The sequence below is a fragment of the Dictyobacter aurantiacus genome (genome assembly GCF_003967515.1).
GTDB classification, from domain to species: domain Bacteria; phylum Chloroflexota; class Ktedonobacteria; order Ktedonobacterales; family Ktedonobacteraceae; genus Dictyobacter; species Dictyobacter aurantiacus.
The window spans coordinates 668,161-693,116 of sequence record NZ_BIFQ01000002.1 but is presented as its reverse complement, the minus strand read 5'-3'; the positions used below and the strand labels follow the sequence as shown (position 1 = coordinate 693,116).

At 54.9% G+C, this 24,956-nt stretch carries 24 protein-coding genes; 9 read left to right on the top strand and 15 right to left on the bottom strand.

The window, feature by feature from the left end; genetic code table 11:
• Positions 1-79 precede the first annotated feature (79 nt).
• The 3 genes from KTT_RS27760 (at position 80) to KTT_RS27750 (ending at position 3,009) form a co-directional block, all read left to right on the top strand.
• Positions 80-1,084 (top strand): COX15/CtaA family protein, encoded by a 1,005-nt coding sequence (locus KTT_RS27760; protein ID WP_160146175.1) that lies wholly within the window; start codon positions 80-82, stop codon positions 1,082-1,084.
• 224 nt (positions 1,085-1,308) lie between these two features.
• Entirely contained in the window at positions 1,309-2,148 is an 840-nt protein-coding gene (locus tag KTT_RS27755; RefSeq protein WP_126600955.1) for a phytanoyl-CoA dioxygenase family protein, read from the top strand.
• A 45-nt stretch (positions 2,149-2,193) separates the two neighbouring features.
• Positions 2,194-3,009 (top strand): sugar phosphate isomerase/epimerase family protein, encoded by an 816-nt coding sequence (locus KTT_RS27750; RefSeq protein WP_126600954.1) that lies wholly within the window; start codon positions 2,194-2,196, stop codon positions 3,007-3,009.
• A 113-nt stretch (positions 3,010-3,122) separates the two neighbouring features.
• Here the strand turns inward: KTT_RS27750 and KTT_RS27745 are convergent, their stop codons facing one another.
• The 3 genes from KTT_RS27745 to KTT_RS27735 all read right to left on the bottom strand — a co-directional run bounded on the left by KTT_RS27745 (position 3,123) and on the right by KTT_RS27735 (position 5,595).
• Positions 3,123-4,172 (bottom strand): S66 family peptidase, encoded by a 1,050-nt coding sequence (locus tag KTT_RS27745; RefSeq protein WP_126600953.1) that lies wholly within the window; start codon positions 4,170-4,172, stop codon positions 3,123-3,125.
• Positions 4,173-4,253: 81 nt separating this feature from the next.
• Positions 4,254-4,739 (bottom strand): MarR family transcriptional regulator, encoded by a 486-nt coding sequence (locus KTT_RS27740; RefSeq protein ID WP_126600952.1) that lies wholly within the window; start codon positions 4,737-4,739, stop codon positions 4,254-4,256.
• A gap of 151 nt (positions 4,740-4,890) precedes the next feature.
• Positions 4,891-5,595 (bottom strand): Nif3-like dinuclear metal center hexameric protein, encoded by a 705-nt coding sequence (locus KTT_RS27735; protein ID WP_126600951.1) that lies wholly within the window; start codon positions 5,593-5,595, stop codon positions 4,891-4,893.
• Between the two features lie 998 nt (positions 5,596-6,593).
• Here KTT_RS27735 and rbp point away from each other — a divergent pair.
• Positions 6,594-6,914: an RNA-binding regulator gene (gene rbp, locus KTT_RS27730; protein ID WP_126600950.1), complete on the top strand. Its 321-nt coding sequence runs from the start codon at positions 6,594-6,596 to the stop codon at positions 6,912-6,914.
• 81 nt (positions 6,915-6,995) lie between these two features.
• On the opposite strand, the gene KTT_RS27725 is transcribed toward rbp, so the two are convergent.
• The 4 genes from KTT_RS27725 to KTT_RS27710 form a co-directional block, all read right to left on the bottom strand.
• Entirely contained in the window at positions 6,996-8,030 is a 1,035-nt protein-coding gene (locus KTT_RS27725; protein ID WP_126600949.1) for a Stp1/IreP family PP2C-type Ser/Thr phosphatase, read from the bottom strand.
• Between the two features lies 1 nt (position 8,031).
• Positions 8,032-8,403 (bottom strand): PadR family transcriptional regulator, encoded by a 372-nt coding sequence (locus KTT_RS27720; RefSeq protein ID WP_235845892.1) that lies wholly within the window; start codon positions 8,401-8,403, stop codon positions 8,032-8,034.
• A gap of 102 nt (positions 8,404-8,505) precedes the next feature.
• Positions 8,506-9,216, bottom strand: a complete 711-nt coding sequence (locus KTT_RS27715) for a TPR end-of-group domain-containing protein (RefSeq protein WP_126600948.1) — start codon at positions 9,214-9,216, stop codon at positions 8,506-8,508.
• 160 nt (positions 9,217-9,376) lie between these two features.
• Positions 9,377-11,437, bottom strand: coding sequence for a GMC family oxidoreductase N-terminal domain-containing protein (locus KTT_RS27710; protein WP_126600947.1), 2,061 nt, complete (start codon positions 11,435-11,437; stop codon positions 9,377-9,379).
• Between the two features lie 297 nt (positions 11,438-11,734).
• Between KTT_RS27710 and KTT_RS27705 the strand changes: the two genes are divergently transcribed.
• Positions 11,735-12,094, top strand: coding sequence for a cupin domain-containing protein (locus KTT_RS27705; RefSeq protein WP_126600946.1), 360 nt, complete (start codon positions 11,735-11,737; stop codon positions 12,092-12,094).
• Between the two features lie 188 nt (positions 12,095-12,282).
• The gene (locus KTT_RS27700; protein WP_126600944.1) at positions 12,283-12,693 is read left to right on the top strand and encodes a hypothetical protein; all 411 of its coding nucleotides are present in this window, start codon (positions 12,283-12,285) and stop codon (positions 12,691-12,693) included.
• Here the strand turns inward: KTT_RS27700 and KTT_RS27695 are convergent.
• A complete protein-coding gene (locus KTT_RS27695; protein ID WP_126600942.1) occupies positions 12,690-13,310 on the bottom strand; it encodes an NUDIX hydrolase in 621 nt (206 codons plus the stop codon). The two genes, KTT_RS27700 and KTT_RS27695, sit on opposite strands and share 4 nt — an antisense overlap.
• 256 nt (positions 13,311-13,566) lie before the next feature.
• On the opposite strand from KTT_RS27695, the gene KTT_RS27690 reads away from it, so the two are divergent.
• Positions 13,567-15,312, top strand: a complete 1,746-nt coding sequence (locus KTT_RS27690; protein WP_126600940.1) for a hypothetical protein — start codon at positions 13,567-13,569, stop codon at positions 15,310-15,312.
• Positions 15,313-15,481: 169 nt separating this feature from the next.
• The gene (locus KTT_RS27685; protein ID WP_126600939.1) at positions 15,482-16,213 is read left to right on the top strand and encodes a hypothetical protein; all 732 of its coding nucleotides are present in this window, start codon (positions 15,482-15,484) and stop codon (positions 16,211-16,213) included.
• 6 nt (positions 16,214-16,219) lie between these two features.
• Here the strand turns inward: KTT_RS27685 and KTT_RS27680 are convergent, their stop codons facing one another.
• The 6 genes from KTT_RS27680 to KTT_RS27655 form a co-directional block, all read right to left on the bottom strand.
• Complete coding sequence (locus tag KTT_RS27680) at positions 16,220-16,405, bottom strand: hypothetical protein (protein WP_126600937.1); 186 nt, start codon at positions 16,403-16,405, stop codon at positions 16,220-16,222.
• 83 nt (positions 16,406-16,488) lie between these two features.
• Entirely contained in the window at positions 16,489-17,817 is a 1,329-nt protein-coding gene (locus KTT_RS27675; RefSeq protein ID WP_126600935.1) for an Nramp family divalent metal transporter, read from the bottom strand.
• A gap of 468 nt (positions 17,818-18,285) precedes the next feature.
• Positions 18,286-19,734, bottom strand: coding sequence for a hypothetical protein (locus KTT_RS27670; RefSeq protein ID WP_126600933.1), 1,449 nt, complete (start codon positions 19,732-19,734; stop codon positions 18,286-18,288).
• Between the two features lie 306 nt (positions 19,735-20,040).
• On the bottom strand, positions 20,041-20,976 hold the full coding sequence (locus KTT_RS27665; RefSeq protein WP_126600931.1) for a nucleoside hydrolase: 936 nt from the start codon (positions 20,974-20,976) through the stop codon (positions 20,041-20,043).
• Positions 20,977-21,069: 93 nt separating this feature from the next.
• Entirely contained in the window at positions 21,070-22,056 is a 987-nt protein-coding gene (locus KTT_RS27660) for a tetratricopeptide repeat protein (protein ID WP_126600929.1), read from the bottom strand.
• Positions 22,057-22,261: 205 nt separating this feature from the next.
• Positions 22,262-22,705 (bottom strand): hypothetical protein, encoded by a 444-nt coding sequence (locus KTT_RS27655; protein WP_126600928.1) that lies wholly within the window; start codon positions 22,703-22,705, stop codon positions 22,262-22,264.
• 402 nt (positions 22,706-23,107) lie between these two features.
• Between KTT_RS27655 and KTT_RS27650 the strand changes: the two genes are divergently transcribed.
• Positions 23,108-24,073: a D-2-hydroxyacid dehydrogenase family protein gene (locus KTT_RS27650; protein ID WP_126600926.1), complete on the top strand. Its 966-nt coding sequence runs from the start codon at positions 23,108-23,110 to the stop codon at positions 24,071-24,073.
• A 17-nt stretch (positions 24,074-24,090) separates the two neighbouring features.
• On the opposite strand, the gene KTT_RS27645 is transcribed toward KTT_RS27650, so the two are convergent.
• Complete coding sequence (locus KTT_RS27645) at positions 24,091-24,921, bottom strand: alpha/beta fold hydrolase (RefSeq protein WP_126600924.1); 831 nt, start codon at positions 24,919-24,921, stop codon at positions 24,091-24,093.
• Positions 24,922-24,956: the final 35 nt, after the last annotated feature.

The window sequence follows — 24,956 nt, the reverse complement described above, 5'->3', positions numbered from 1 at the left end:
ATGTTTCCGTGCGCAGCAGACGAACAAAAAAGAGATGTAGATATGCTATTTCTTAATTTTTCTCATGGAGGATCATAACTTGTTGAAGCATCGTTTGATGAGCATCCTGGCTATTATAACCTCGTTTGGGGCTTACATAATGTTGCTCCTGGGTGCGGCTGTTACCAAGACGGACTCGGGGCAGGGATGTGGAAATTCCTGGCCATTTTGTCATGGGCAGTTGATCCCAGAATCATTACCGATTTCTACCGTCTATGAATATAGTCACCGTATCATGTCGGGGGCGGATTCTTTATTGATTTTTGTGCTGGTCGTCTGGTCCTGGTGGACCTATCGCCGCGACTTCCGAATCAAGCTATTTGGTTTTATGAGCCTCTTCTTTGTTGTGTTGCAGGCGATCCTGGGCGCGTTGACCGTGGTCTACGAGGGCACCTATGCCAAAGAGGGTCTGCTCTCATTGCACTTTGGCTTCTCGCTGATCTCGTTCGCCAGCGTGATCCTGCTGACCATGCGCATTATGCAGATGCAAAAGCTTGTCCCTGGGCAGCCTGAGCGTACGGCGCAGCAGGTCGCGCCGGTCTCTCGTTGGATACAGATCGTGGTGTGGTGCCTGACGGCCTATACCTATCTCGTTGTTTATACCGGTGCGCTGGTGGGGCACGCCTCGGCTACCCTGGCCTGTGGACAGCAATTCCCGACCTGTGGCTCAACCTATGTGCCCAGTTTCCTGACCGCTGCGGGCATTCAGGTCCTGCACCGCTACTCGGCGGCCAGCATCTGGTTCTTGCTGCTGGCCTTAATGGTCGTCATCATTCGCGTTGCCCGCGATCGACGCGACCTGATCTGGGGTAGCCTGTGGGCGTTTGTGCTGGTCTCCCTGCAGGCCCTGAGCGGGATGGCCACCGTCTTAAGCGGTGCTCAACTGCTGGTCGCCCTGCTACACACCACCATTATTGCCGGCCTCTTCTCCGTCATCTGCTACCTCTGCATGCAGGTCGAATGGCCCTGGCGTAAGCGCCGCACCCAGCAAACACCCATAGTGAGCACCAACAAAGCCACCCTCTACCAACACGAAACAGTCTAAACAAGATTTTATATAATGATGCCAGAACCGCGCCACTGCGCGGTTCTGGCATCATTATATAAAATCTTGTTTTTTATTTGACCTTGCGCAAGCAAAGATGAGAATCTGAGACACATTCAGACAATCCTGGCTATCCACATTCCCCTCGTTTCGGGTTATCCTTTCCATATCAATCATAATACTATGCATCTTGCAGTAGGATAGGGTGAAAGGAAGAAAAGAATATGATCGCCGATGAAGTCAAACAATTCTTTGATGAAAATGGCTATGTGGTCGTAAAGCAGCTGTTTAGTCCCGAGGAAGTCGCGCATTACCGCGATCACTATATGGATCTGCGCCTGAAGGGCAGCTATCCTGGAGATCTGGTTGGAGTTGATCCTGAGAATGATGATCCGCTGAAGCGCTATCCGCGCATGATTCATATGCACCACTGGGATGCCGACGGCCTACAGTACCTGACCGATCAGCGCATCAATAACGTGCTGACCGGACTGCTGGGACGCGAGCCGTACGCGGTGCAGACCATGCTGTACTTTAAGCCGCCGAAGGCGCGCGGCCAGGCGTTGCACCAGGATAACTATTTTCTGCGCGCCAAACCGGGCACCTGTATGGCGGCATGGATGGCCCTTGATCCCTGCGACGAGGAGAATGGCTGCATGAAGGTCGTCCCCGGCAGTCAAAAGTGGCCGCTCCTCTGTACCACTGAGGCCAATACCAAAGAGAGCTTCTCTGATGTTGCGGTTCCTCTTCCCGAGACGCAGGAGGTGCGCTCTGTGATCATGGAGCCGGGCGATGTGTTGTTCTTTGGCGGTACACTGGTCCATGGCAGCTATCCCAATACCTCCAGCGATCGCTTCCGCCGTGCCCTGATCGGTCACTACATCTCTGGCGAGGCCGAGACGGTGACAAAGTATATGAAGCCGATCTATCGCATGGATGGCACCACGCTGGACCTGAATTATAGCAGTGAGGGTGGCCCCTGCGGCGTCTGGGTAGAATCGGACAAGGGTGAGCCTGAGATCGCCATGACCGGCGCGCTCTCGTCCTTTGGCGGTACTGAATAATCCTGTCGCACGATCAAACCTTGTATAGAGGAGAACATATATATTATGCAGCTACAGCTTGTTCGTCACCTGTGGGGGATGGATGGTACCTACGCAGAGCTCTTCCCACGCATCAAGGCGCAGGGCTATGCCGCGATTGAAACTGGATTGCCCGAGCCTGAACAGGCGTCCCACTTCCAGTCCCTGCTACAGGAGCATGACCTGGGTTATATCCCACAGATCTTCACCAGCGGCGATAGCTTGAAGGAGCATCTGACCACCTTTCGCCAGCAGGTGGAGCAGGCTGCGCGGCTCCAGCCCGAGAAGATCAATTGCCATAGCGGCAAGGACCTGTGGAGTCTCGATCAGAGCCTGCACTTCTATCGTGAAGCGTTGAAGATCGAGGCGGACGCTGGCATCGCGGTGGCGCACGAGACCCATCGCGGCCGTGTTTTCTTCTATCCCGGCATTACCGTGCAGATTCTGGAGCGCCTTGAGGGACTCAAGCTGTGCTGCGATCTCAGCCACTGGGTCTGCGTCTGCGAGCGCCTGATCGATGATCAACTGGATGTGGTGCGCCTGTGCGCCAGCCGCTGCATCCATCTGCACGCGCGCGTCGGCTACGAGGAGGGACCGCAGGTGCCAGATCCGCGCGCCCCCGAATATCTGCCCTACGTTGAGGCCCACGAGCGCTGGTGGAGCATCATCTGGAACGAGCAGGAGCGACAGGGCATGCAGATCTCTACCCTGACCCCCGAGTATGGCCCTCCCGGTTACCTGCATACCCTGCCCTACACGCAGGAGCCCGTAGCCGACCTGGAAGCGATCTGTAACTGGCAAGCACAGCGCGAGGCGGACCTGTTCGCCCGTCGCCAGCACTAATAATGGCAAAATGCCAGAAAACGAAATCATCCCGAGAAATTTTCTCGGGATGATTTCGTTTTCCCTGGCAAGAAGGGCAAAAGAATCTGTGCACGCAAGGAGCGGTTCGGTCATTAATAACGGACAAACACCCGTTTCTCAATTCCATCGATGCGTATATGACCGCCGCTGGGCACCATGAACTGTGGATCGGTATGGCCAAAGTCCATATTAAAGACGACCGGTATGGAAGGATGGTACTCTCGCAAAGCCTTTAATATGGCCTCCTCTTGCTCTCGTTTGTATACCTCTTTCTGCTCGGCGGAAAGCTTTTGGTTAAACTCCCAGGCCTTGGGACGGCCTACAAGGAGTGCGGAGAACTGTTGCAGCAGGCCGCGCTCGCCCAGGCCAACGAAGACGTCATAGACATAAGCAGATGAAGGCATCTCCTCAGATGTCTCGAGGAAGAGCACACAGTCTTTATAACGTTCGAGCGGCTGGAGGTAGCGGTGTGCGCGCAGTTGATAATCTACAATCTCCAGACACCCACCCCAGGCAGGACCCTCGATGACGCGTCCCGCGTTGTGCCACTTCCAGCCAGGATTGGTGAACATAGGCACGCGCAGGCGTAGCTTCTCAGGCTCGTTCCAGGGATAATTCTCGTCGGACCATTCAGGCGCGGGTAGGATCTCAACCTCTCCGTCCAGGAAGAGGGCGCGACGCAGCGATTCCACGGTGTAGTCATCCATAGCGTGGTAGCGGGCGAATTGCGTCATGATCGCGCCGCCATAGTAGGAGACAATACCCTGGTTCCAAAGGTACATATGCAGGTTTGTCGCGTCGCTATAGCCTAGAAATGGCTTAGGATATGTACGTAATACCTCTGCATCCAGGTACTTCAATACCTTAATCTGGTCATCACCACCAATTGAGCAGATCACGGCCTTGATCTCGGAATCGGCGAAAGCTGCCATGATGTCTCGCGCTCGTTCCTCCGGAGAGGTGTTCATCTTGCGCGTGCCTGGATATTCCACAGGCACCAGCTCAAATTGCTCACGCAAACGTTGCAGGCCCAGATCAAAAACCTCAGGAAAGATCTCAGGCAGACCTGCCGAGGGTGAGAGTACGGCTACCTTGTCTCCAGGCTGTAATTTCGAGGGATAGATAAACTGCTTGTTCTGCATATATTGTTGAAAAGCCTCCTTACTCGTCAGCTATAAGTTCTCAGTGCAGCATATGTGGATGCGCAAACTCTAACCGCGCAGCTATGATTCTTGTTCCAACTGCATCTTCCTGGTTTCGCTCTGCAGGACGCGGCTGCTGCGGCGCACAAAATCGAGGATCAGGGCCATCTCCTGGTTGCTGTAGGCTGCCTGGAACTCGCGAGCCATAGCTTGCTGGAATGAGGTGAAGATGGGGTCGAGCCTGGCGGCGATCTGCTCCGACTGAGCGTGAATGCTGATTTTGCGCCGATCTATGCTGTCGCGCCTGCGCCGGGCGTAACCTGCCATCTCTAACCGATCGACGATGCCTGTGACGGCACCGGTCGTCAATCCCATCAACTTTGCCAGTTGACCGGGCGTCAGGCCGTCTGACTCCCTGATCAGATCCAGACATTTCAGGTCGGTCGCGTTTAATCCCAATGAGTCTGCGATGGCCTGGTGGAAGAGAATCGAACTCTCGCTATACTGGCGGCCGGCCTGTTCCAGCGCGATCAGGAGTTTGCTTCGATCCGATGGCTCTGCTGACATGAATTATTCTCTTTCCTTTAGAGGTTAAGTTTCTTCGCGGTTAAGCTATTTACTGCTAATAAATATATAATGGCTACATGTTTTGGTATGGTAAGCATTATAGCATACGCCGGCCTCGCTGATTGGTGTGGGGAGCCCTGGTTGCCGTCGGTTATGGATACACGATCTTTAGCTGTGGCCAGTGTTCGCTGAGCAGACTGCCGAGGTCACGCAGGCCCCGTTGCTCGCAGATAGCATGACCAATCGTAGCGACGGTCATTCTGGTCTGCTGGACTGCGGCGCGGGCGGGCTGGCGGAATTGTCCGGTGATGTATACCTGAGCCCCCAGGTCAGCCGTCTCTCGAATAGAGGCATCGGTCATCGCTCCCACTACCGCGATGCGTCGCACACTATCGACATATTCTGGCTCCATGGCAGGTGGATGCCCAAATATAGTGCTCAGGTCGTTGATCATCACCTTAAGGGGTATGGCTGCAATATCGCCTAGCATGCCGTACGCGATGCCATCACGAAACACGCAAGGGACCAGATTGCGCATCCCCAGCATCTCCGCCAGCCGTGGATTGTATCCCAGTGTCAGACTCAGGTCGAACGCCAGGTGGTAGGCGAGTATCCCCACCCCGGCTGGCAACGTATGCAGCCTGGCATGCCAGGGACGATGCAGGAAGATGGCGTCAAGTTCCTGCTCCTGTGCCCATTGTCCAATGGCCGGCCAGGGCTCGATGGCCAGTCCCAGATTTTCTATGGTGCGGCTTCCCGGATGGTAGATGCCATGTGTATCGGTGGGAAAGCGTTCCGCGCCGAGATAACTATCCAGAAAAGTTGCTAGCTCTTCTATGGTTAATGCTGCTGGCATGCTCAAATCTCCTCAAAGTGCGTTTTTCTGTCCAGATTTTTGGGAATGAATAAGTATGATCATAACGCAAGATGACCCTTAAACAAAAGAACAGGTAAGGGAACACGCCACTGATTGTGAGCGAGGTCACTGCATAGCCGCTGTATTGTAGATACACTATATGGGTATCAGGACATGGAAGTTGATCATAGAATGAAGAATATGCTTTAAGGAGGAAATGATGGCCCGTATCCTTTGTTGGCGATTTCTCTGTTTGTTAGTCGTGATAGGGTGTGTGATCCAGCTTATCGGGTTCTTTCTCCCATATAGTCTGACCATCAATGTTATAAATCATACTACTGTGGAGGCGGATTCATACTGGACTCCCTGGACTCAGTTAGCATCAGGAAATTTTAGCGCCCCTCTCATGCTGTGCTTATCATTTTTTTTGCTCTCTACTATTCTGTCCCCTATGGGCATCGCGGTACTGGAGCTTGCGTATGGCCCGCGTCTATCTTCGATGAGGCGCCTCCTGGTGTTTGTTCAGGCACTACTGGGATTGATTGTATTTGTGTGCTGGGGCGTCCTCTCTGTTACCTTTGCCGGTTTCTGTGTAGATCATGACCAGAACCATTGCATGCTGGGCGGTGCTTTCGGTTCAGGTTTTTTGCCCTTCTCCATCGGATCGTTAATTTCGATTTTCTGCATGTTTGCGCTTCTGATCCTTGGTTTGATCTGGTGGCGTCGCAGACCCGATCGGAGAACTCTTCAGGCGCCGCGCGCATGGGTGGCAGAGCGATAATATCAGATCGCATTCAAATGCATGAGATACCGTATCTCTACACTAATTATACGAATTTCTAATCCAAAGAAAAAATCCAGGGAATTTGGGAATAGAATATTTCGTGAGTGTGTTATAAGTGGTGTATGACATCAGAAAGAGAATTGTAGCGCTTCTGTGAGAAATGGTTTCTTCGAGCGTCAATCTGAGAGGCGATGTCAACACAGGAGCGTACAAAATGAGACTTTATGTTGGTGGACTTCCATATCAGACCGATGAGCAGGAACTGCGTGAGGTATTTGGACAGGTCGGCACAGTGACCTTTGCAACCGTGATCACTGATCGTGATACCGGCCGCAGCAAAGGTTTTGGCTTTGTCGAATTTGAGGATGATGAGCAGGCTCGTGCTGCTATCGACCAGTTGAATGGTACCACTTTAGGCAACCGTACTATTACCGTCAATGAGGCGCGTGAGCGTCCCGCCGGCGGTGGCAATCGTGGCGGCGGCTATCAGGATCGTCGCGGCCAGGGTGGTGGCTATCGCGATCGCCGCTACTAGTAGGTGTCCTTGTTATTAAAGCATAAAAAGAGGCCAGTCGAGCAATCGGCTGGCCTCTTTTTTATTTTGAACGTTTTGAGACTATGAGATCTTGATCACGATGGCCGTGATGTTGTCGAGTCCTCCATTTTCGTTGGCGCGCTCAATCAGCAATTTCGCGCTCTCCTCGGGTGGATAGCGGGTGACGATCTCGCGCATCTCATCCTCCGAGATCTGCCCGTGTAGACCGTCGGTACACAGCACCAGTATATCTCCCGGCTGCGCATCCGTGGTGATGGTCAGGGAGATCTCTTCCTCTGCCTTGGTTCCCAGGGCGCGCGTAATGACGTTGCGCTGCTCACTGGTACGCGCATCCTCTTTGCTCATCAGTCCTTTGCGCATCTGCTCCGCCACGAACGAGTGGTTTTCCGCCAGTTGTCGGATCTCCTGATCATTGATAAGGTAGGCCAGGCTATCTCCTACATTGGCGATGTAGAGGGTCCGATCCTTAATCACCACAGCCACACAGGTCGTGCCCATGCTGACACTTTTATTAGCGGGAGACGGCTTGCTCTGCGCCTCCTGATAGATGGCGGCGTTGGCCTGCTTGATGGCGTTGGTCAGCGCGGTGGGAATATCGGAGGAGGTATCTTGATAGTAGACTTCACGGATCTGGTCGATCGCTATCTGGCTGGCAACCTCGCCATAGGAATGGCCGCCCATGCCATCGGCGACCACAAAGAGGGCACCTTTTTGATTGAGAATAGAAAGGTCTTCTGGTAATACCGCAATCAAGTTATCTTCATTGGAGGGACGTTTACGACCGATGTCAGTAAGCTGCGCGACCTGTAGTTGTAACGGTGCATTAAGCATGCTGTACTCCTTGTCGTGTAGAAACATATTTTTTACATTGAGAAGATGTTCGATGGATACACTTTTCATAAAATCATAAAAGACAGTGCCCCAGAGGGGGAGGAGTCGAGGAATCCCGCCCGCGCGTAGCTCCTCCCGGCAGTAATCGCGGAACGTCTGCGCCATCTCCTGACCAAATTCGCGCCTGAACTCGGATGGATACGCCAGGAGAAGCCATTGATAGAGCCGTTCGGACCAGGATTGTATCCAGTGGAATGACGCCATGTTACGCTTCTCCTTGTATCAGGTGTTTGACCTGCGCGATCTGCACCAGGTTGGCCAGCCGCCTGGCCTCGGCCCGCACCACGCGCTGCCCGAAGTCGGTCAGGCGATAGTAGCGGCGGCGCTCATCATCGAGCTCAGGATCGGGCCGCGAGCCGGATTCCTCCAGCAACCCATCCTTCATCATGCGCTTGATCGAGCCGTAGAGGGTACCCGGTCCCATATGCATCTGGTTATTGGTGCGCCAGGCCACCTCCTGCATGATGCCGTAGCCGTGGCGCTCCTTATCACTGAGCGCGAGCAGGATGTGAAAGACCGCGGGCGTCAACGGGAGCAACTCTTCTGGCTCCCTATGATTGGTCTTGATAGTTCCCACCTCCCTTTTAAACTACTATATCAGCAACGGATATATCCGTTGCTGATATAGTAACCTGAATCCTTCTGTTTTGTCAAGGGGGTGTTATGGGAGAGGTGTCATTTATTTTTGCGCATCACGTAGCGCGGCCAGTTCTGGATCGCTCTGTGAAAGCTCCTGAAGGCGCGGGGCGAGCGTGAGAGCTTCCTGTAAGAGGGTAGAGGCCTTGTCAAACTGTTTCAACTTCGTGTAGAAGCAGGCCAGGTTATAGAGGAAGTAGCCTTTGATCCAATCCGGCACCTGCGTCTGCAGGATGCGATCGGCGCAGCGCTCGCGGATCTCGATGGCGCGCGGGAGGTTGTCATGGTCAAGATAATACTGCGCCAGGTGCTCCTGCTCGTGTTCGTAGCAACTGCCCAGGAAGGCCACATACAGTGGTCGCTCTTTCATAAACCAGGGGAAGCGATTGGGCGTCGCCAGATCTTCTTCGCTAAGCTGCTCGGTTAGCGCGATGAGCTCGGCGTAGGTCTGTTCAGATTCGGCAAGGATATCCGACCAGGGACGTTGCTGTTGCGCGAAATTTTGCGCGTTAAGCTGTTCTTCGTCCTCTTCGTCCTGCGCCAGTTCCTGATGCTGCAGGACGGCCGTTAACTTCCTGATGAGATTGCGGCACCAGAACGTTCGGTGGGACAGGTGATCTTTGGCGGCCCAGCGTTCCCACGTCCCGCTGGCGGTCCGTTCGCTCTCACTGAGACTCTGCACAAAAACTTCTTCATCACGATGGCCCTGCTGCAACAGGCCGAGGACAAGAGTCTTAAATGGCTGTGTGGACATTGCTGTTTCCTTTCATGTTCCTCACAATAATATATGTTCTATTGAGAGTATCCCATGAAAAGTGGTCAGATTCAGTCCACATTTGTGGGTTGTTATGTTGGTGTGGCAGGGCACATTCGTGCCCTGCCACACCAACATAACAACCCACAAATAGATTTTTTTATATGATGGTTTTGATGTATTGCGCGGCCTGGTGGGCCAGGCCCATGATGCTGAGCATGGGATTGACGCCGCTGGCGGTCGGAAAGACGCTGCCATCGCAGACAAAGAGTCCCTGGACGCCGTGAACCTGGCTGTGGGCGTCGGTCACCGATTGGGCGGGATCTTTGCCCATGCGGCAGGTGCCCATCTGGTGCGCGCTATACATGATCAGGCGGTTGACTCCCAGGCCGTGGCGTTCCAACTGGCGATCGAATTGCTGCCAGGCGCGCTCACCTAGCTGGTCCAGTTGTGGACGCGTGAGCTGCGTGCGCTTGCTCTGCAGGGAGGTGACCTCGATTGCTCCCGCCGCCATGTGGACGCGGGCCGCCTGCCGTAGTCCGTGCAGGATGTGGCGGCGATCAAAGACCGAGGTGACATAGTCTATGACTGGCTCCCCGTGGCGGTCCAGCGTCACCCTGCCCTCACCCTTATCGCGCGCCAGGATGATGATGGTGGCCAGGTAGGCTGCGTAGGACATGTTCTCGCGATACTCGCGGGCCGAATGCCAGGGTGAGCCCATACCCAGCAGGCCCGGATGCGTTGGTGCCACCTCCAGTTTATAGCCGTAGGTGCCGTTGAGGTGTCCGAACTCATCGCTATAGGCCGATTGCATCACGCCCTGCCATGGATAGACCTGTTCGGAATAGCGTCCGCTGATGGTGGTGGTTGGATGCAGGTGCAGGTGCTGTCCGATGTGCGGATTGCTCAGTCCCGAACGCAGGAGGATGGCTGGTGAATGGATCGAGCCCGCCGCTACCACGACGGTGCGCGCGCGTATCGTCAATCGCCTGGTGGTGTTTGTTTCTGGATCATAGACGCTGGCTTCAACGCCGGTGGCTCGTCCTTGCTCGATCAAGACGCGTTGGGCGCTGCAGCGCACGATAATGCGCGCCCCGTGTTCATAGGCGTCTTGAAGATAGGTCTTCAGCGTGGACTGTTTGCAGCCGTAGCGGCAACCAAAGCCGCAGGTGCCGCAGCGCTGCTCGCATCCGACCGCGTTGCGGCGTAAACTATCGGCATGATAACCAAGGGCGTGTGCCCCTTCATAAAGCAGCTGGTTCTGGCGATTGTGGGCGCTATTGTCCGTGTTGATCTGGATGCGTCGCTCAACCGCCGCGAAGCTCTCCTGCAGTGCGGGACCCGTAAATACGCCAGATAGACCCGACAACTGCTCCCATTCGGCCAGGGTGTCCGGTGGCGTGCGGAACGAGGTATCCCAGTTGACGATGGTGCCGCCTCCCAGCGTGCTGCCGGCCAGGACCGCCACGCCCAGATCTCTGGAGCTGAGCAGGCCGCGCTTGAGATAGAGGTCGTTCATCGCCTGGGCCTCTTGCAGCGTAAAGTCGGACTCGTCCTGGTAGCCGCCTTTTTCCAGCACAATTACGTTCTTGCCCGCCAGCGCCAGTTCGCCCGCCACCACGCCGCCGCCAGCGCCCGAGCCGATCACGACCGCGTCGCACTCCAGCGTCGTATCTTCTTGTATTGACAGCGGCTGCAGCCGTCGTGGCGTGCTGGATGCTGCTGGTGGAGCAGCTAGCTGATACTCGATGGCGGCCCAGGTGGGATTGTGTCCCTGGGGATCGGGTGTGGCGTAGAATAGAAAGCCGGTGAGCCGTTTAAATAGCTGGTAGCCCTGGCGCAGCTGTGCCAGGGGACTATGGGCCATGGCCAGCAGATATTTTTCACGCTGCTCAAAGGGAAGCGCCCTGAAGGGACGGCCCTTGCCCACCAGCAGCAGTCCGGTGGCGGGACTGCGCAGCAGTGCCAGCAGCCGCTTTACATCGCCCCGGCTCTCTTCATCCTCCTGACCCAGCGTCTCCGCGATCAAGAGCGGCAGGTGTAGATCGCCGGAGCTGGCGCGATAATAGGCTACCTGAGCCTGATTGCTCCCGGGTGGTGGGTCCAGGGAGGGAAAGAACGTCTCACAAATAGCCTCTAAGACCTGAAGCTCATCATCTGAAAGCCAGCTGCTATCTGGTGATTGTGTATCGATCCGCGGTGAAGACGAGGTGACATCCATGGCGCCCCCTTTCAGGCAATGCTATTCGCTATCTTGAAAATAAATAACCTGATTGACTGAGAACTAACGCAAGTATAGCATATGGGGCCTGTATAAGGGTTTGCCCCTCTGGTGCCCAGGGGTCTTGTTTATGGTGGTGCGGGGCAGTGCGCGGAAGCGCACTGCCCCGCACCACCATAAACAACCAGTGCAGCCGCTGGCCTATGATCAAATCTGGTAGCTCTTGCCAGATAAGCCTGCTGATGGTAGCATGGGTGAGCTTTCATTGTAGCGAAATATGCAAAGGTGGTACAGGTTATGATACAAAAAGTAGAGCATGGCACGATCTTTCCACGTGAGGATGGCAAGATCATAGATGAGCATTTTGGTGTTTTAAATACAAAGAAGGATGACTTCAGCCTGGCGCACATGTTCGCGCCGCCCGCCTGGCGCGAGCCCGCCCAGATCGCCGAGTTCGACGAGGTGGTGATCGGCGTAAAGGGCGTGCTGGCCGTGGAGGCCGATGGTCAGCGCATCGAGGTCGCCGCTGGCGAGAGCTGCCTGGTGGGCCGCGGCACGCGTGTCATCTACAGCAACGCCAGCCAGGATGATCAGTGCGAATACTGGTCCCTCTGCATGCCCGCCTTCCGTCCCGAGCGCACCAAAATGGAAGGGTAAAAGCCCAACGCCACATCTAAAATGCAAATTAAAGAAGCGGGCCTCGGTGCCCGCTTCTTACATATCGCTACAGAAAAACCTTCAACGGCTCAGCGCGCAGTTACTGTTTTTGCTCTTCGACGTCTCTATAACAATGCTCCCTGGTTCGGTGTCATCGTTATAAAGAGAGTGAGGAGAACTATTCATGATTGCTGTTCGATAAAGTTGGTCTTTCTGAACCTCCCACACCAGAGCCCGAGAGCCTGGAGCAGCGTATTGAACGTGCATCGACACAGGTGGGCTTCTTCTGGATCATTGCCTGCGGATGTGCGCGGGCCCTGGTGGCCAACAAGCTTCCTCTCTTCTATTCCTCCCTGCTCGATCTGGAAAGAGCTCTGGGCGAAGTAAAGGCCGCGCTGCGTGGCGAACACGCTCCATATCTCAAGTCCATCAATCAGCCGCTGCACTCGACGGCGGAGCAGTGCGTGGTTATTTTACGCGGCCTGTGTGATGAAATGCAGGGCGTGATGGCTCAAGTTGCCCAACTCGGTGGCTATGTGCCAACCGCGCCGCGCTCGCTGGTTGAGATGCGGCTTGCCCTGCTCTCGTTGGAAGATTAGGGTGTGCTGTCGTACTTTTGTAGTAGCTTGCGTTGCAGCGGTTGGAGCTGGGGCAGACCACTGGTAAGAATGAACTGGGTCGCCAGGCCGATGGTGGCCAGGTGCATGGCCTGCAGTTCGTAGCCGCCCTGCCATGTCTGCCGGTTGAACTCGGCGAGGTCCTGCAACACGACTTCGATATCCTCATTCTCGTCCAGGGATTGCTCATGGGTCTGCTGCACATCTATGGCCAGGAAGGACCAGATAATGTTGTTCTGGTTGCCGGGATTGGCGTAGCTATGACCCACCTCAAAGAACTGGCCACCGCCATAGCCGGTCTCCTCCAGCAGTTCGCGCTGCATTGCCTCTACGGGCCTGGCATCGCCGGGCTCGGTGCCGCCGCCGGGCAGGCCGACCAGGATGCGGCCCGCGCCATGGCGGTACTCGCGCACCAGCACCACCTGCCCATCTGTGTTGACGGCCAGCACATTGACCCAGTTCGAGTATTCCATTACATGGTACGGCTCAATGATCAGACCATGGGCATTCTGGCAGCGATCCGAGCGCACCTTTAGCCAGCGATCCTCATACGTAATCGTGCTTTCCAGCACCTTCCAGGGCTTTAATCTATCTTCCATTAAAGAACCTCTCTTGCTTCAGAATACTATCATCATAGCGCATCACGCCCGCACACGTCACTACTGACCCGCTCCTGGCTACATAAGTTCAGGCATCCATAGATTTTGCTGAAGCGTTTTGATCTTATTTAGAAGCGATTTACTCGCACTGTGCGTATTTTATATGAAGGACTAGCTATATAGGGATCTAAATAATTTTTGTCGCAATGCCTCTATAACTTTTTTCTAGCCTTTCTATGCAGGGAGCGCGATATATATGCGAAATTCTATTGATGCTAAAGAGATCAAACGCGTGGACCCGATCTGGCGCCATGTCTGGGTCGGGCGCATCTGGAAATTCCTCTGGCTGGCCTATACTGTAGGCTATTTGATTTTTTTTATTGCCATACGTGGTTGGGAGCATCAGGGATTTTATTTCCTGCTGCTGGCATTCTTCAATATGGCCTACGCGATTATACTGGTGACCAATGAGTTCAGGCAGGAAGGCTACTGGCGCCGCATCGGTGAGCGCCGCTTCGCCGCCCTGCGAGACCCCGCCGCCTTCAGGGCGCGTAGTCAGCCCATTGATACCGAGTTCGCGTTTCAACTGCCGGTCACCATCCGCCTGCACTGGAATCGCGCGTTTGTGCTCGGTATTCTCATCTTTCTCTTGCTAATGTTTTGCTTGCCGCTGCTATTGATCTGGGGTCTCTCAGGTGGGCAGCATTTCAGCTTTCAACTGGCAGCGATCATCGCAGGTGTGTTTGCCGGCGTATTCCTGATTGCTCTCTTCATTGCCTACTTCTCTTTCTTGCGCTATCAGCCGCAAAGCATCGAATTGACCGAGGAGGGGGTCACGACGCGTTACCTGTGCCAGCAGCGTAGCCTGCGCTGGGATGAAGCGCGCATCTTTGCGCAGTATCAGCGGGGCGTGTTCAATCGCCACCTCAGCGGCATCACCTACGAGCTCTCGAATGAACAGACCGTGGTGCGCTGGTCGCAACAGCGCCTCACGGCCACATATCTCAAAATGGAGAGCAACCAGAACTGCAAAGATGATTTCAACTGGTTGCTAACCCAGGTCGCGGCCTACGTCGCGCGCCGCACAAATCTGCCCCTGCTCGACTTCAATGATCAAGCGCAGCCAACTGTCAGTGGAGCTGAGCAGGCTGATCCGCTGACACCATACCTGGCCTTGCGTAAAGAGCAACTGCTTATCTTTGGATTGGTGGGCATTTTTGCTATCGCCCTGATTATTGTCAGCGCTACCGGCAACGTTTTCCCCCACATGCCAGGCAGCCTGAATGGTACCTCCAATGTGTTCACCGCTATGATGCTTGTGGGGGCCATCATGATGTTGCTGGGCGTGTTTTGGATCCTCTGGCTCTTTCTGGTCGTTCGCCGTTACTGGTTACAGATCAATGTTCGGCGTACGCGCAGCAAACTGGAACCCGCTCGCTATCAACTGCCGCAGCAACCTCGGGCCGTCAGTGCTCCTCCACAGCCCGGCAGATTAGGGCTTCATGTTAATGGCGGTTTTCTCTTTGGTGTAACATCTGGAATGAGTTTTATCGTGCTTTTGGTGCTAACGGAGATCATCCTCAGGCAGACCGGTCTGTACCTGCTCATTACTGTGGGGATCGCTCTCTTTGTCGCCCTGTTCTCTGCTGTATTTACTGTGGCGCTTAGGGGTAAGCGCCAGCAACGCAGGATCGAAGTGAGCTCCAATGGTATAACTTCTCGCGCTGGTGTTCTAGAGAGCCAGATGGGCTGGCAGGAGGCACGGCGTTTCCTGCGCTATCGTGCGTTGCGCATCTTCCCAGGGCGAGCGAAAACAGAGATTTACGAGCTGGTAGGCGATAATACCGTCGTGCGTTGGAACTGGCAGCATAACCGCCTGCGCTTCGTCTACACCGATCCAAAGATGAGCCCAGACGAATATGATCGCTGGATGGAGCAGTTGATCGGCTACGTCATCGAACGCACCGGTCTGCCGCTGCTGGATCTGGATCTCCCTGAATAGGAGTGCCTGGCCCTACAGCGCATGTCATCCTCTGGCCCGCCTTCTTACCGGGCCAGAGACCACACTGTAAATTTTCACACGTGGCTCGTTTATGCTCTTGGGTGGATGAGGTAATTGGTTAACTATTTCTAAATAAACCTGATTATCCACAACCATAAAGGAGTTATATATGAGCCATTGGCTCTTGCTATCTATATTTATATTGCTCGGTATTATTGGCATTATTGAGCTTGTATTTGGCATCTATTGCGCTGTGATGGCCGTCTCTCAGTTCATTCGGGAGCGCCGAGAGCGGCGCAGGCTGGTAGATGCGAACTGGCAGGAGCGGCAACATGCCAGTTTATTGCGTAAAGGTGGTTCAACGGCCTTCTTTTTCTCAATGGGCGCGGTCTGGCTGCTGGCCTCAACCCTCTTCCTCGGCGCCTGGTTGGGCAGCATTGCTTATGCCAACGCCTTTCAGCCTGCTCGCTGTACGATCGTCTCTACCCGGTTGGTGCGTGAGAAGATTACCAAAGTAGTTGGCTCCCACGAGGAATACAACTCCAGCACCGATAGATGGGAAACCGTCGATGATACCCAGGATATTCTGGGCTATCGGCCGTATTATACAGTCAGGTTGAATACGGATCAGGATAATGTCGACGTTGATGGACCCGATGTCTATCAGGATGCTCGGGAGGATGCGTCTTCCGCTCAAGCTATCCTCAAGCAGTACCAGCGCGGGACGGTGTATAGCTGCTGGTATTTCCCACCGGATAAGCAGCAGATTACGTTCAACGAGCCGCCCCGTTCCGATCTGGGCCTCTCTTTCATGCTCATTCCGGTCACAATCACCGGGCTAATTGGAACCGTCTTTACCATCCTGGCCTTCAGACGCAGGCGTAAAGCCCGGCAAGGTTGATCATGGCTACGTCCATGATTGGGTGATCCAGCGCTGGCGGTTGTTTTGAATGAATTGGGCGGGGGTGGTTCCGGGATGTCCAAGAATCTGCTGGAGCGTCTCGGTCTTCTCTTCGTCCAGGTGCAGGCGGGTGGCGCTGTATTCAATCGACAGAAAGATGATCAGGAAGCGCGAGACCTCGCGCCGGTACATGCGCCACCAATCTACGCCAGTTTCTCATCCCTGGCCTCACTCTAAAATAGTGCTCGCTTTCCTATAGTTCTATGGGCGTTTTGTTAACCCAGGAGTTTCACTCCGAAGAAGCCCAGCACCTGGGAGAGCAGGTAGAAGATCGCCAGCCCGCTCACGATAATGGCCAGCGCATAGGAGACCACATTATACGCCAGGCGATTGACGTGGCGCCCCATCAGTCGTTTCTGGTTGATCAGGTATAGTATAGCGAACAGAATAATTGGGAGTAAGAGGCCATTGAGCAGATAGAGATTGAGCAAGAGTTGGATAACCGGAAGATTGGGCAGCATGGCAACGATCACTCCGAGCACGATCAGGAGCGTGAACATTCCCCAGAAGAAGGGAGCTTGCTGGAAGGTGCGCCCGACGCCGCGTTCAAAGCCAAAGGCTTCAGACAGCGAGTAACTGGTGGAGAGAGGGAGCACGCCGGCCGCCAACAGCGCCGCGCCCAGCATACCCACGGCGAACGCCCGGCTGGCGAAGATACCCAGGAAAGGCTTCAGGGCCAGCGCCGCCTCAGCCGCCGAGCCGATCGCTACGCCCTTGCCATGGCTGGCCACAAATAGGGTCGCCGCCGTCGAGACGATAATAAAAAACGCGATCGTGTTAGAGAAGATCGCCCCCACCCAGACCTCGATGCGTTCGTACTTGAATTCTTTCATGCTGATGCCCTTCTCGGCTACAGCACTCTGTATATAGAGCTGCATGTAGGGGCTGATCGTTGTGCCTACGGCGGTGACGATCATCAAGATATAGCCACCGTTGGGTTGGATGGTCGGGACAACGGTGCCGGTGGCGATCGCGCCCCAATCGGGTTTCGCCAGGAAGGCCGAAAATATATAGGCAAAGAAGACGAAGGTCAGGACCAGAAAGATCTTTTCAACATGCCTGTAGGAGCCGCGCGCCACTAACAGCCAGATGAGCAAGCCACCGAGTGGAGCACCAATCCAGGAGGGGACGCCAAAGAGATTGAGGGCCGCCGCGATACCGATAAACTCGGAGACGATCACGCCCCCATTGGCCAGCAGGAAGATGAACATGATAAAGACGGTGAGGCGCAGCGGAAAGTTCTCGCGAATAAGGTCGGATAGTCCCTCGCCGGTCACCGCTCCCATGCGGGCGCACATCTCCTGCACCAGCCCCATGCCTATCGTGAGCACGACCATCACCCACAACATGGAATAGCCAAATTGAGAGCCCATGCTGCTGTAGGTGGCGATGCCGCCGGGATCGTTGCCCGCGTTGGCGGCGATCAGACCGGGACCGAAGATGCCGAGATAGAAAAGGATGGTTCTGAAGAAACGAGGATGGCGTCGGGGGGGATGCGTGGCTCCAGACTTGTCGGCTGGGATGATTGGTTTGTTGTTCTCCATAAAAGACTCCTCTCGGATGTGAATTTTCAGCAGGATATAGACGCCCATCAGCGGGCCAGCCTTCCCACGGCTCGCGTTTAAGCGGGTCCTGTCGATAGGTGTTGGGACCGGAAGCGAGCACATCAACGAGAGGAAAATCACGCTACAGCAGCAAACGTGCGTAATCTATTCGTATTATCGTACCTGTCCGGTGCCAGAGTGTAGATCCCTCCTATAACTGGGAGGGCGACTACTATCAGCCTCCATCAGGCTTCTCCTTTCAAGGCATAGGAATATCTCTATTAAGTATGCGCCCTGCCTTATCAGGCGCTTCCCAGGCTTATCTAATTCATTACCCCACAGGGATAATGTTCGAGACGCCACTGATAATATAACAAGTGGCTCATGAACAATCAAGAGGCAGCTTCGCTAAAATTGTTTTAGCTCTAAGGTGCATGATTTGGATCTGAAATATCAGCTTCCTTTGTCTCAGGCTTCGGCCATGTGCTGGACGATGCCGGCCAGTTCGTGTTTGGCGCGCTCGATGTCGCCGGCGAAGATGATGCCCATGGGATGTTTGGCCATGCGGCAGATAATGCGGGTACCGCTGGCTTTGAGCTCCTCGTCCTTGTCGGCGATGCGCGCGCGTAGCTGACGTGGATCGATCTGTTGAGGAATGTAGTATTTGTCGACGGCCTGGATGCGATTGCTAATGGTGGCGCGCATGGTGTTGACTGTGGGCTGCAGGCGATTGGCCCCGATGACGTTGAGGATGGCATCGGTAAAGTTGGTCCAGCGGGGATTGCTCTCGGCGACATAGAAGGCGGAGGGCTGGCCGCGCCTCTTCTGCAACTCGGCCTCCAGGGGACTGGGAATCATGATGTCGATATTGGCGACACCGCGCAACGTCGTAAAATCGTAGCCACAGCGCTCGGCGGTGCGCCTGAGAATCTGTTCGAAGTAGGCGATGGTCTGATCTTCGTAGCGTTTCTGCAGGCGCGCGATGGCCTTATTTTTCGGCTGGTAGTTGCCGGTCCCGATGCAGGCCTTGCTCCCCTTCTCCTGTAGTTGTCCGTTCCAGCGCAGGGTCTCGATCTGCCCGTTCATGATCACGACCGACATGCCCGGCGAGTCGCTAAAATCGATGCAGCGACTCATGACCACGCGCGTCTCCTTCTCGGGATCCATCGTGTCCAGTAGGATAGCTTGCGCGGCCTCCAGGGCCTCGCGCCAACCGCGATAGTTCTGCATCAGGTCCGCATCTCCGTTGGGGATCAGGTGGACGGTGTTCTGGTCGCTGTAGAGCAGGCTGCTGCCAAAGTTGCCATCCGATTCGGATGTGCGCAGCATAATTCCTGGAGGATAGCTGTGCAGACTTGCCTGATCATAAATATCTTCGATGTCCGTCAGGAAGCGCAGCGCCTCGCCCGGAAGGGTATGGATGTTGGCGATGCGATAGTCAGGAGGTTGAAAGTCGGGTAGCGCGTATTCATCGAGCAACTGATAGAAATTAGCCTTATTCTTCAACTGTGAAACCATGGCACCTGGCAGTCCCCAGGAGATGCCGCCCATCTCGGTCTGGATGGTGTGTTCTGATTCCGGCACGTTGATATAGGGGACCACCAGCGTGGCTTTCTGTGGGAGTCCCTGTTGTTCCTGGCGCAGCTCGGCACTGGTGGTCGCTTTAATATCTTTGCCAAAGAGTGCGCCCAGGTAGGCGATATGAGCATGGAGATCAGCGGTATGCTCGGTGACATGAATACGAACCTTTTCAGCATTGAGAGGAAGGTGGCCGCAGCGCTCTCCATATTGCGCCTCTAATTTGCGAATCAAATTGCTGTGAGAGGCGCGCAGGATGCCACTGCCAATATTATGGAATCCGACCCCAATGGTGGCAGGTGGCTCTAAGCAGAATAAAGAGGTATCGAGTGTTGTCATCGTTCTGTCTTTTCCCCCATCGCATCGATCTTATGCAGGTTGATACGTGTTCGGCTGTGTCTGCGCGTTCTTGCGAACGCTGGAAAGCGGCGGCAGAGCTAACCGCCAACTGTAAAAGCATTTGGAAACGCCGCTCACTCGCGGCTAGCTCCGCCGCCGCCAGTCAGCACGTGGAGCGTATCGTTTCTGAGAAGCAGTGATGGCTCCCCAGGCGGCTTCGCTCATCCAAATGAATGGCATGCTAGCGGGATCGTCTACAGCATAATAACATACGCGGAGGATGGACAAAAGCTCCTCTTTTAGCCGCTAGGGAAAAGTACTTCCTACGCGTTCTATGAACATCTGAATGAAGCGCTCCGCGTCTACTTCAATTGAGGCCAGTACGTTGGGCGTAGCGGCCTGCTCACCTCTGAAATAGGCTACGGTCTCTCCCATTGTCAGCGCACCCTGTAGCTCGACCTCCACGTAGGCAGGCTGCCAGGTAATCAGGTCGGGCTGAAAGACGCTGGCCAGGCAGAGAGGATCGTGCATATGAAAATCCGATTGTCCATAGAGGGGTGCATAGATATCGAAATAGTGGGCAAACATCTGCCGCATGCAGGTCTTGACGGCGCTCTCGCCCTGCGTAAACTGCGTGGCCTGGGCCTGTGTGAACGGCGTGCGATTGGTGGTGTCCAGCGAGACCAGGCGAATGGGCCAGCCGGCCTTGAAGACTACGTGGGCGGCATGCGGATCGGCGTAAATATTGAACTCAGCGCTGGGTGTGACGTTGCCGGGTGAGAGCAGGGCGCCTCCCATGATGACGACCTCGCGTACGGCCTGAGTGATGCGCGGTTCGCGGCGCAGGGCCAGTGCCAGGTTTGTCAGGGGTCCGATGGCGACCAGCGTAATCTCGCCGGGATTGCCCATGATCTTCTCAATGATCAGATCGACCGCGTGTTGCTCCACCGGCTGGATGCCCGGCTGTGGGAGTCTGGCCTGCCCCAGGCCATGCTCGCCATGGACATGAGCGGCATGGAGACGATTGCCCACCAGCGGCTCACGACAGCCACGCGCCACCGGAATATCGGTGCGGCCCACCAGGGTCAAAAGCGCCAGCGCGTTATGGGTGGTGTGCTCGACATCCACGTTGCCCGTGACGGTCGTAATGGCCTCCAGTTGAATCTCGGGCGAGGATAGAGCCAGAAAGAGCGCGAGCGCGTCATCGATACCGGGATCGGTATCCAGGATAATACGATACAAAGGGTACCTCCATTACAATAAGATCTGCTAAAAATTCATCCCCATTATATCGCAAGCCGCCTGCTTATCGATGACGCATTACAAGATCGTTAGCTAGCTGATTCTGGTACGCGCTTCGGTCTGAGCGGTGCTGGTCACGGCCAGGACGTATGAGACACTGTGCCGCGTCGCCATGTGCCTGGCCGTCTCAAAGCTTGCCAGCGCCCTGGTGGGCTGCTCCTGGGCGAGATGCAGATAGCCGATGCTGAGCAGGGCGAAGATATAAGGGATCGGCAGTTCCATCTCCTGCGCCAGCGTGGCTGCTTTCCGGTAGTACAGTTCCGCTTGCTCCATATTTTGCATTTCCTGCTCCAGGTCACCCATATTCATGTAGGTAAATGGCAGGTCGACCCGTATATTGAGCTCTTCTCGCATCGTCATGCCGAGCATTAGCGAACTGCGGGCCTCCTCCAATTTGCCCATCTCTTGAATGCAGACGCCCAGGTGTAACAGGATCTCGGCCATCAAGATCTGGTGATTCTGTACTTCCGCGATCTCCAGTGCCTTCGCGAAATGGGTATATGCCTGGCTGTTGTCTCCGGTATTTTGATGCAAGCGACCGATATTAAAGATAGATTCACAGATGCTCCATGCATCATTATTCTGCTGCCGCCGCTCCAGGGCATCGTTGAAATACTGGAGCGAGATCTGAAAATCGGCTTCATCTTCACTGGTATTGAGGGCCTGAAAATAGAGCGCCTGCCCGATCCAGTCGATGATATTGATCAGTAGCTTCTCATCATCGATTGTTTCCGCCAACTCGCGGGCCTGTGATAGGGTTGCCAGCGCCGTTGTCGGTTCATGTCCCAGGTAGATGATGCTTTTGGCCTGCAAGATGCCCGCGTGGAGCAGAAAGCTGCTTCTGGCCTGAGGGGATACCCAGGCTTCCTCCTCGATTAATTGCATCCCCGTGTCCAGTAGTTGATGCGCCTGATTAAGCCTGCCCTGAAAAAGGTAAGATAGAATGAGATCGTTGAGATTTTGTAGTAAAAAGGTATATTGCTCAGTAATAGTTCTCTGGTCTTGCTTCTGATTAGACATAAAAAGACCTCCTCACAGTACGTGGGTAGAGCGAGGAGGGCAGATTCTTTTGAAACCATATTCTCTGCTATTCTATATTCAGCCGAAGTATTTGATCTGATTATCTGATTATCCGAAAAAAATGGTCGGAATCGAGCTGATTATAGCCGTTTACCTGCTTGAGAACCTGCCTCCCTACAGCGTAGCAACCTCCCCAATCGCCTGTTTACTGATTATATCCATGTTCATCCGGATTGATGCGCGTGTTCTTGTCTGTCCTTGAGCTGATGGTACGGTTATGCTCTCCCGGTCCAGCCAGAGGAGCTTCCAGTCCATACAGCGCGTCAGGATCAGGATCTACGCCTGCCGTGGTCTCTGTCGACTCCTCGTCATCGCCATCATCCAGATTAGAATATGGATCCTGCCCGTCTATATCACCAAACTGGTCCTGCAGGCCATACTCGTCTTTGGGATCTTCACCGAATGGTTGCTCATTCTGCGTATCATCGACATTAGGATCAGGGCTGAACGTCTCGCGCTCATCCGCGTCGCTTTCTTTCGTATAGTTGTCCTCGCCGTAGAGCTCTTGCTGACCCTGAATATGCGTTCTGGTTTTCGCCTCTAAAGCTCGATCGTTATCCTGTCCTCTATTTTTATTCGGGTCCGCCATCCTATCCTCCTCAATATTTCACTTCAGTATTTATAGTATTTACGATTATCTTCTACTGTTCTATTGCTCACCCACTTCAGGGGTGATAGAGATAGTACGGAAGAGCGCCCCGAAAAGTGTCTATATGGGGTATGATGTTAGGGAGTGTCAGACACACTTTTGCCTGGTGTGCGTGAGAATCACCGCACTGGCGTCCGCGTGCGCGGCCGCCATGGTTTTTTATGTTGGTGCAACAGGCGCGCATTCGCGCGCCTGTTGCACCAACATAAAATTATACTGAGCACGGTAGGTGCGAAAGAATTATACTGAGCACGGTAGGTGCGAAGGATCAGGTCTGTTGCTGGTGATGAGCATGGGGGTCTGATATATTATGAATGTCGATCAATGTAGAGGAGACATACTATGAGGATTGTGATTTCGGACGATTATCAGGATGCTGTGCGCGGCCTGGATTGCTTTGATAGGCTGGCCGATCAGCAGGTGACGATCTACCACGATACCGTGAGGGATATTGATACGCTGGCGAAACGCTTCCAGGATGCGGAGGCGCTGGTGCTGATTCGTGAGCGTACCCCGATCACCTCTGAGCTGCTGGATCGCCTGCCAGATCTGAAGTTGATCAGTCAGACGGGCCGCGGTATCGCGCATATCGATCTTGATGCCTGTACGAGACATGGTGTAGCGGTGGCGGCCAGCGGCGGTTCGCCCTACGCGACGGCTGAACTGACCTGGGGCCTGGTCCTGGCCGCTATGCGCCATATTCCATATGAGGTGGCGCGTCTGAAATCCGGCCACTGGCAATCTACACTGGGTATCGGCTTGCGTGGTCGTACACTGGGTATCTTTGGCTATGGCAATATCGGGCGCCTGGTGGCCAGCTATGGACGCGCCTTTGGCATGGAGGTCATGATCTGGGGACGGCAGGGCTCGCTGGACCGCGCGGTCTCGGATGGTGTAGCGATAGCTGAGAGTCGGGAGGAACTGTTCAGCCAGTCGGATGTACTGAGCCTGCATATCAAGATGAGTCCACAGACGCGTGGCATCGTGAGGGCGTCCGATCTGGCATTGATGAAGCCTACGGCTTTGCTGGTCAATACCAGTCGGGCTGGTCTGATTGAGCCGGGCGCCCTGGAGCAGGCGTTGCGCGAGGGGCGTCCCGGTTTGGCGGCCGTTGATGTCTACGAGTCTGAACCCGTGACGGACCATCCTTTGCTGCAGATGGATAATGTGGTCTGTACGCCGCATCTGGGCTATGTGGAGAAGGATAGTTACGAGATGTATTTTTCAATCGCCTTTGACCAGGTACTGGCCTACGCAGCCGGACGGCCCGAGAACGTTCTGAATCCCGAGGTCCTGGAGCGTTCCTGAGCCGTCCGTTCATCTATCTATAGATCATCAGCCCGCAAAAATTGCTCAACCAGTCGATTGAACTCCTCCGGTTTCTCCATGACCAGGGTATGGCCGACCCGGGGCATGATCACCAGTTGCGCAGCTGCAACCTGTTTTTGCAGGCGCTGAGCGATGGTAACAATGTCACTGGTGTCCTGGTCCCCCAGCACGACCAGCGTAGGAGCTTTGAGCTCGTGTAGCCGTCCCATGGCCGGTGGATCAAGCTCCAGCATGTTCAGATTCAATATTTGCTGCGCCAGCGATTGCCTGACCATAGACGCAATCTGCTGGCGCATTCTGGAATCTAGCTGTTCAGCGCTGCGTTTGGGTCCGATGCTCCACATGGTCAGGAACTCTTCGCAGGCCTGGTCGACGTTGCCCTGCCGCAGCGCGACTTCGAAGGCGCGGCCATGCTGGTGCGTCCAGGGATCATCAAAGGGATGTCCGCTCATGCCCGGTGAGACCAGCACCAGCTTGTTGACCCTTTCGGGATAGGCGATGGCCATATCAATGGCGATGCGTGCGCCGCCGGAGAGCCCGATCAACGAGGCTCGGACGATCTGCAGATGATCGAGCAGATGGCGCAGATCTTCGTAGTGCACGTACGCCTCTTCCGAACTGGCCTCGCTCTTGCCCGCGCGCCGTACATCGTAGCGAATCACCTGGTAATGTTGGGCCAGGAATGGAAATTGATCATCCCACATGCGCCGATCCAGCATCCCTCCATGTAGCAGGACCACTGGTTCGCCCGTTCCGGCCATTTCATAATAGAGCCGTGCGCCATCAAGCTCGACGAATCCATCCGTGCTGTGCCTGTTCTCTCCCATCGTTGTCGCTCCTTGTAATTTTATTCACGATGAAA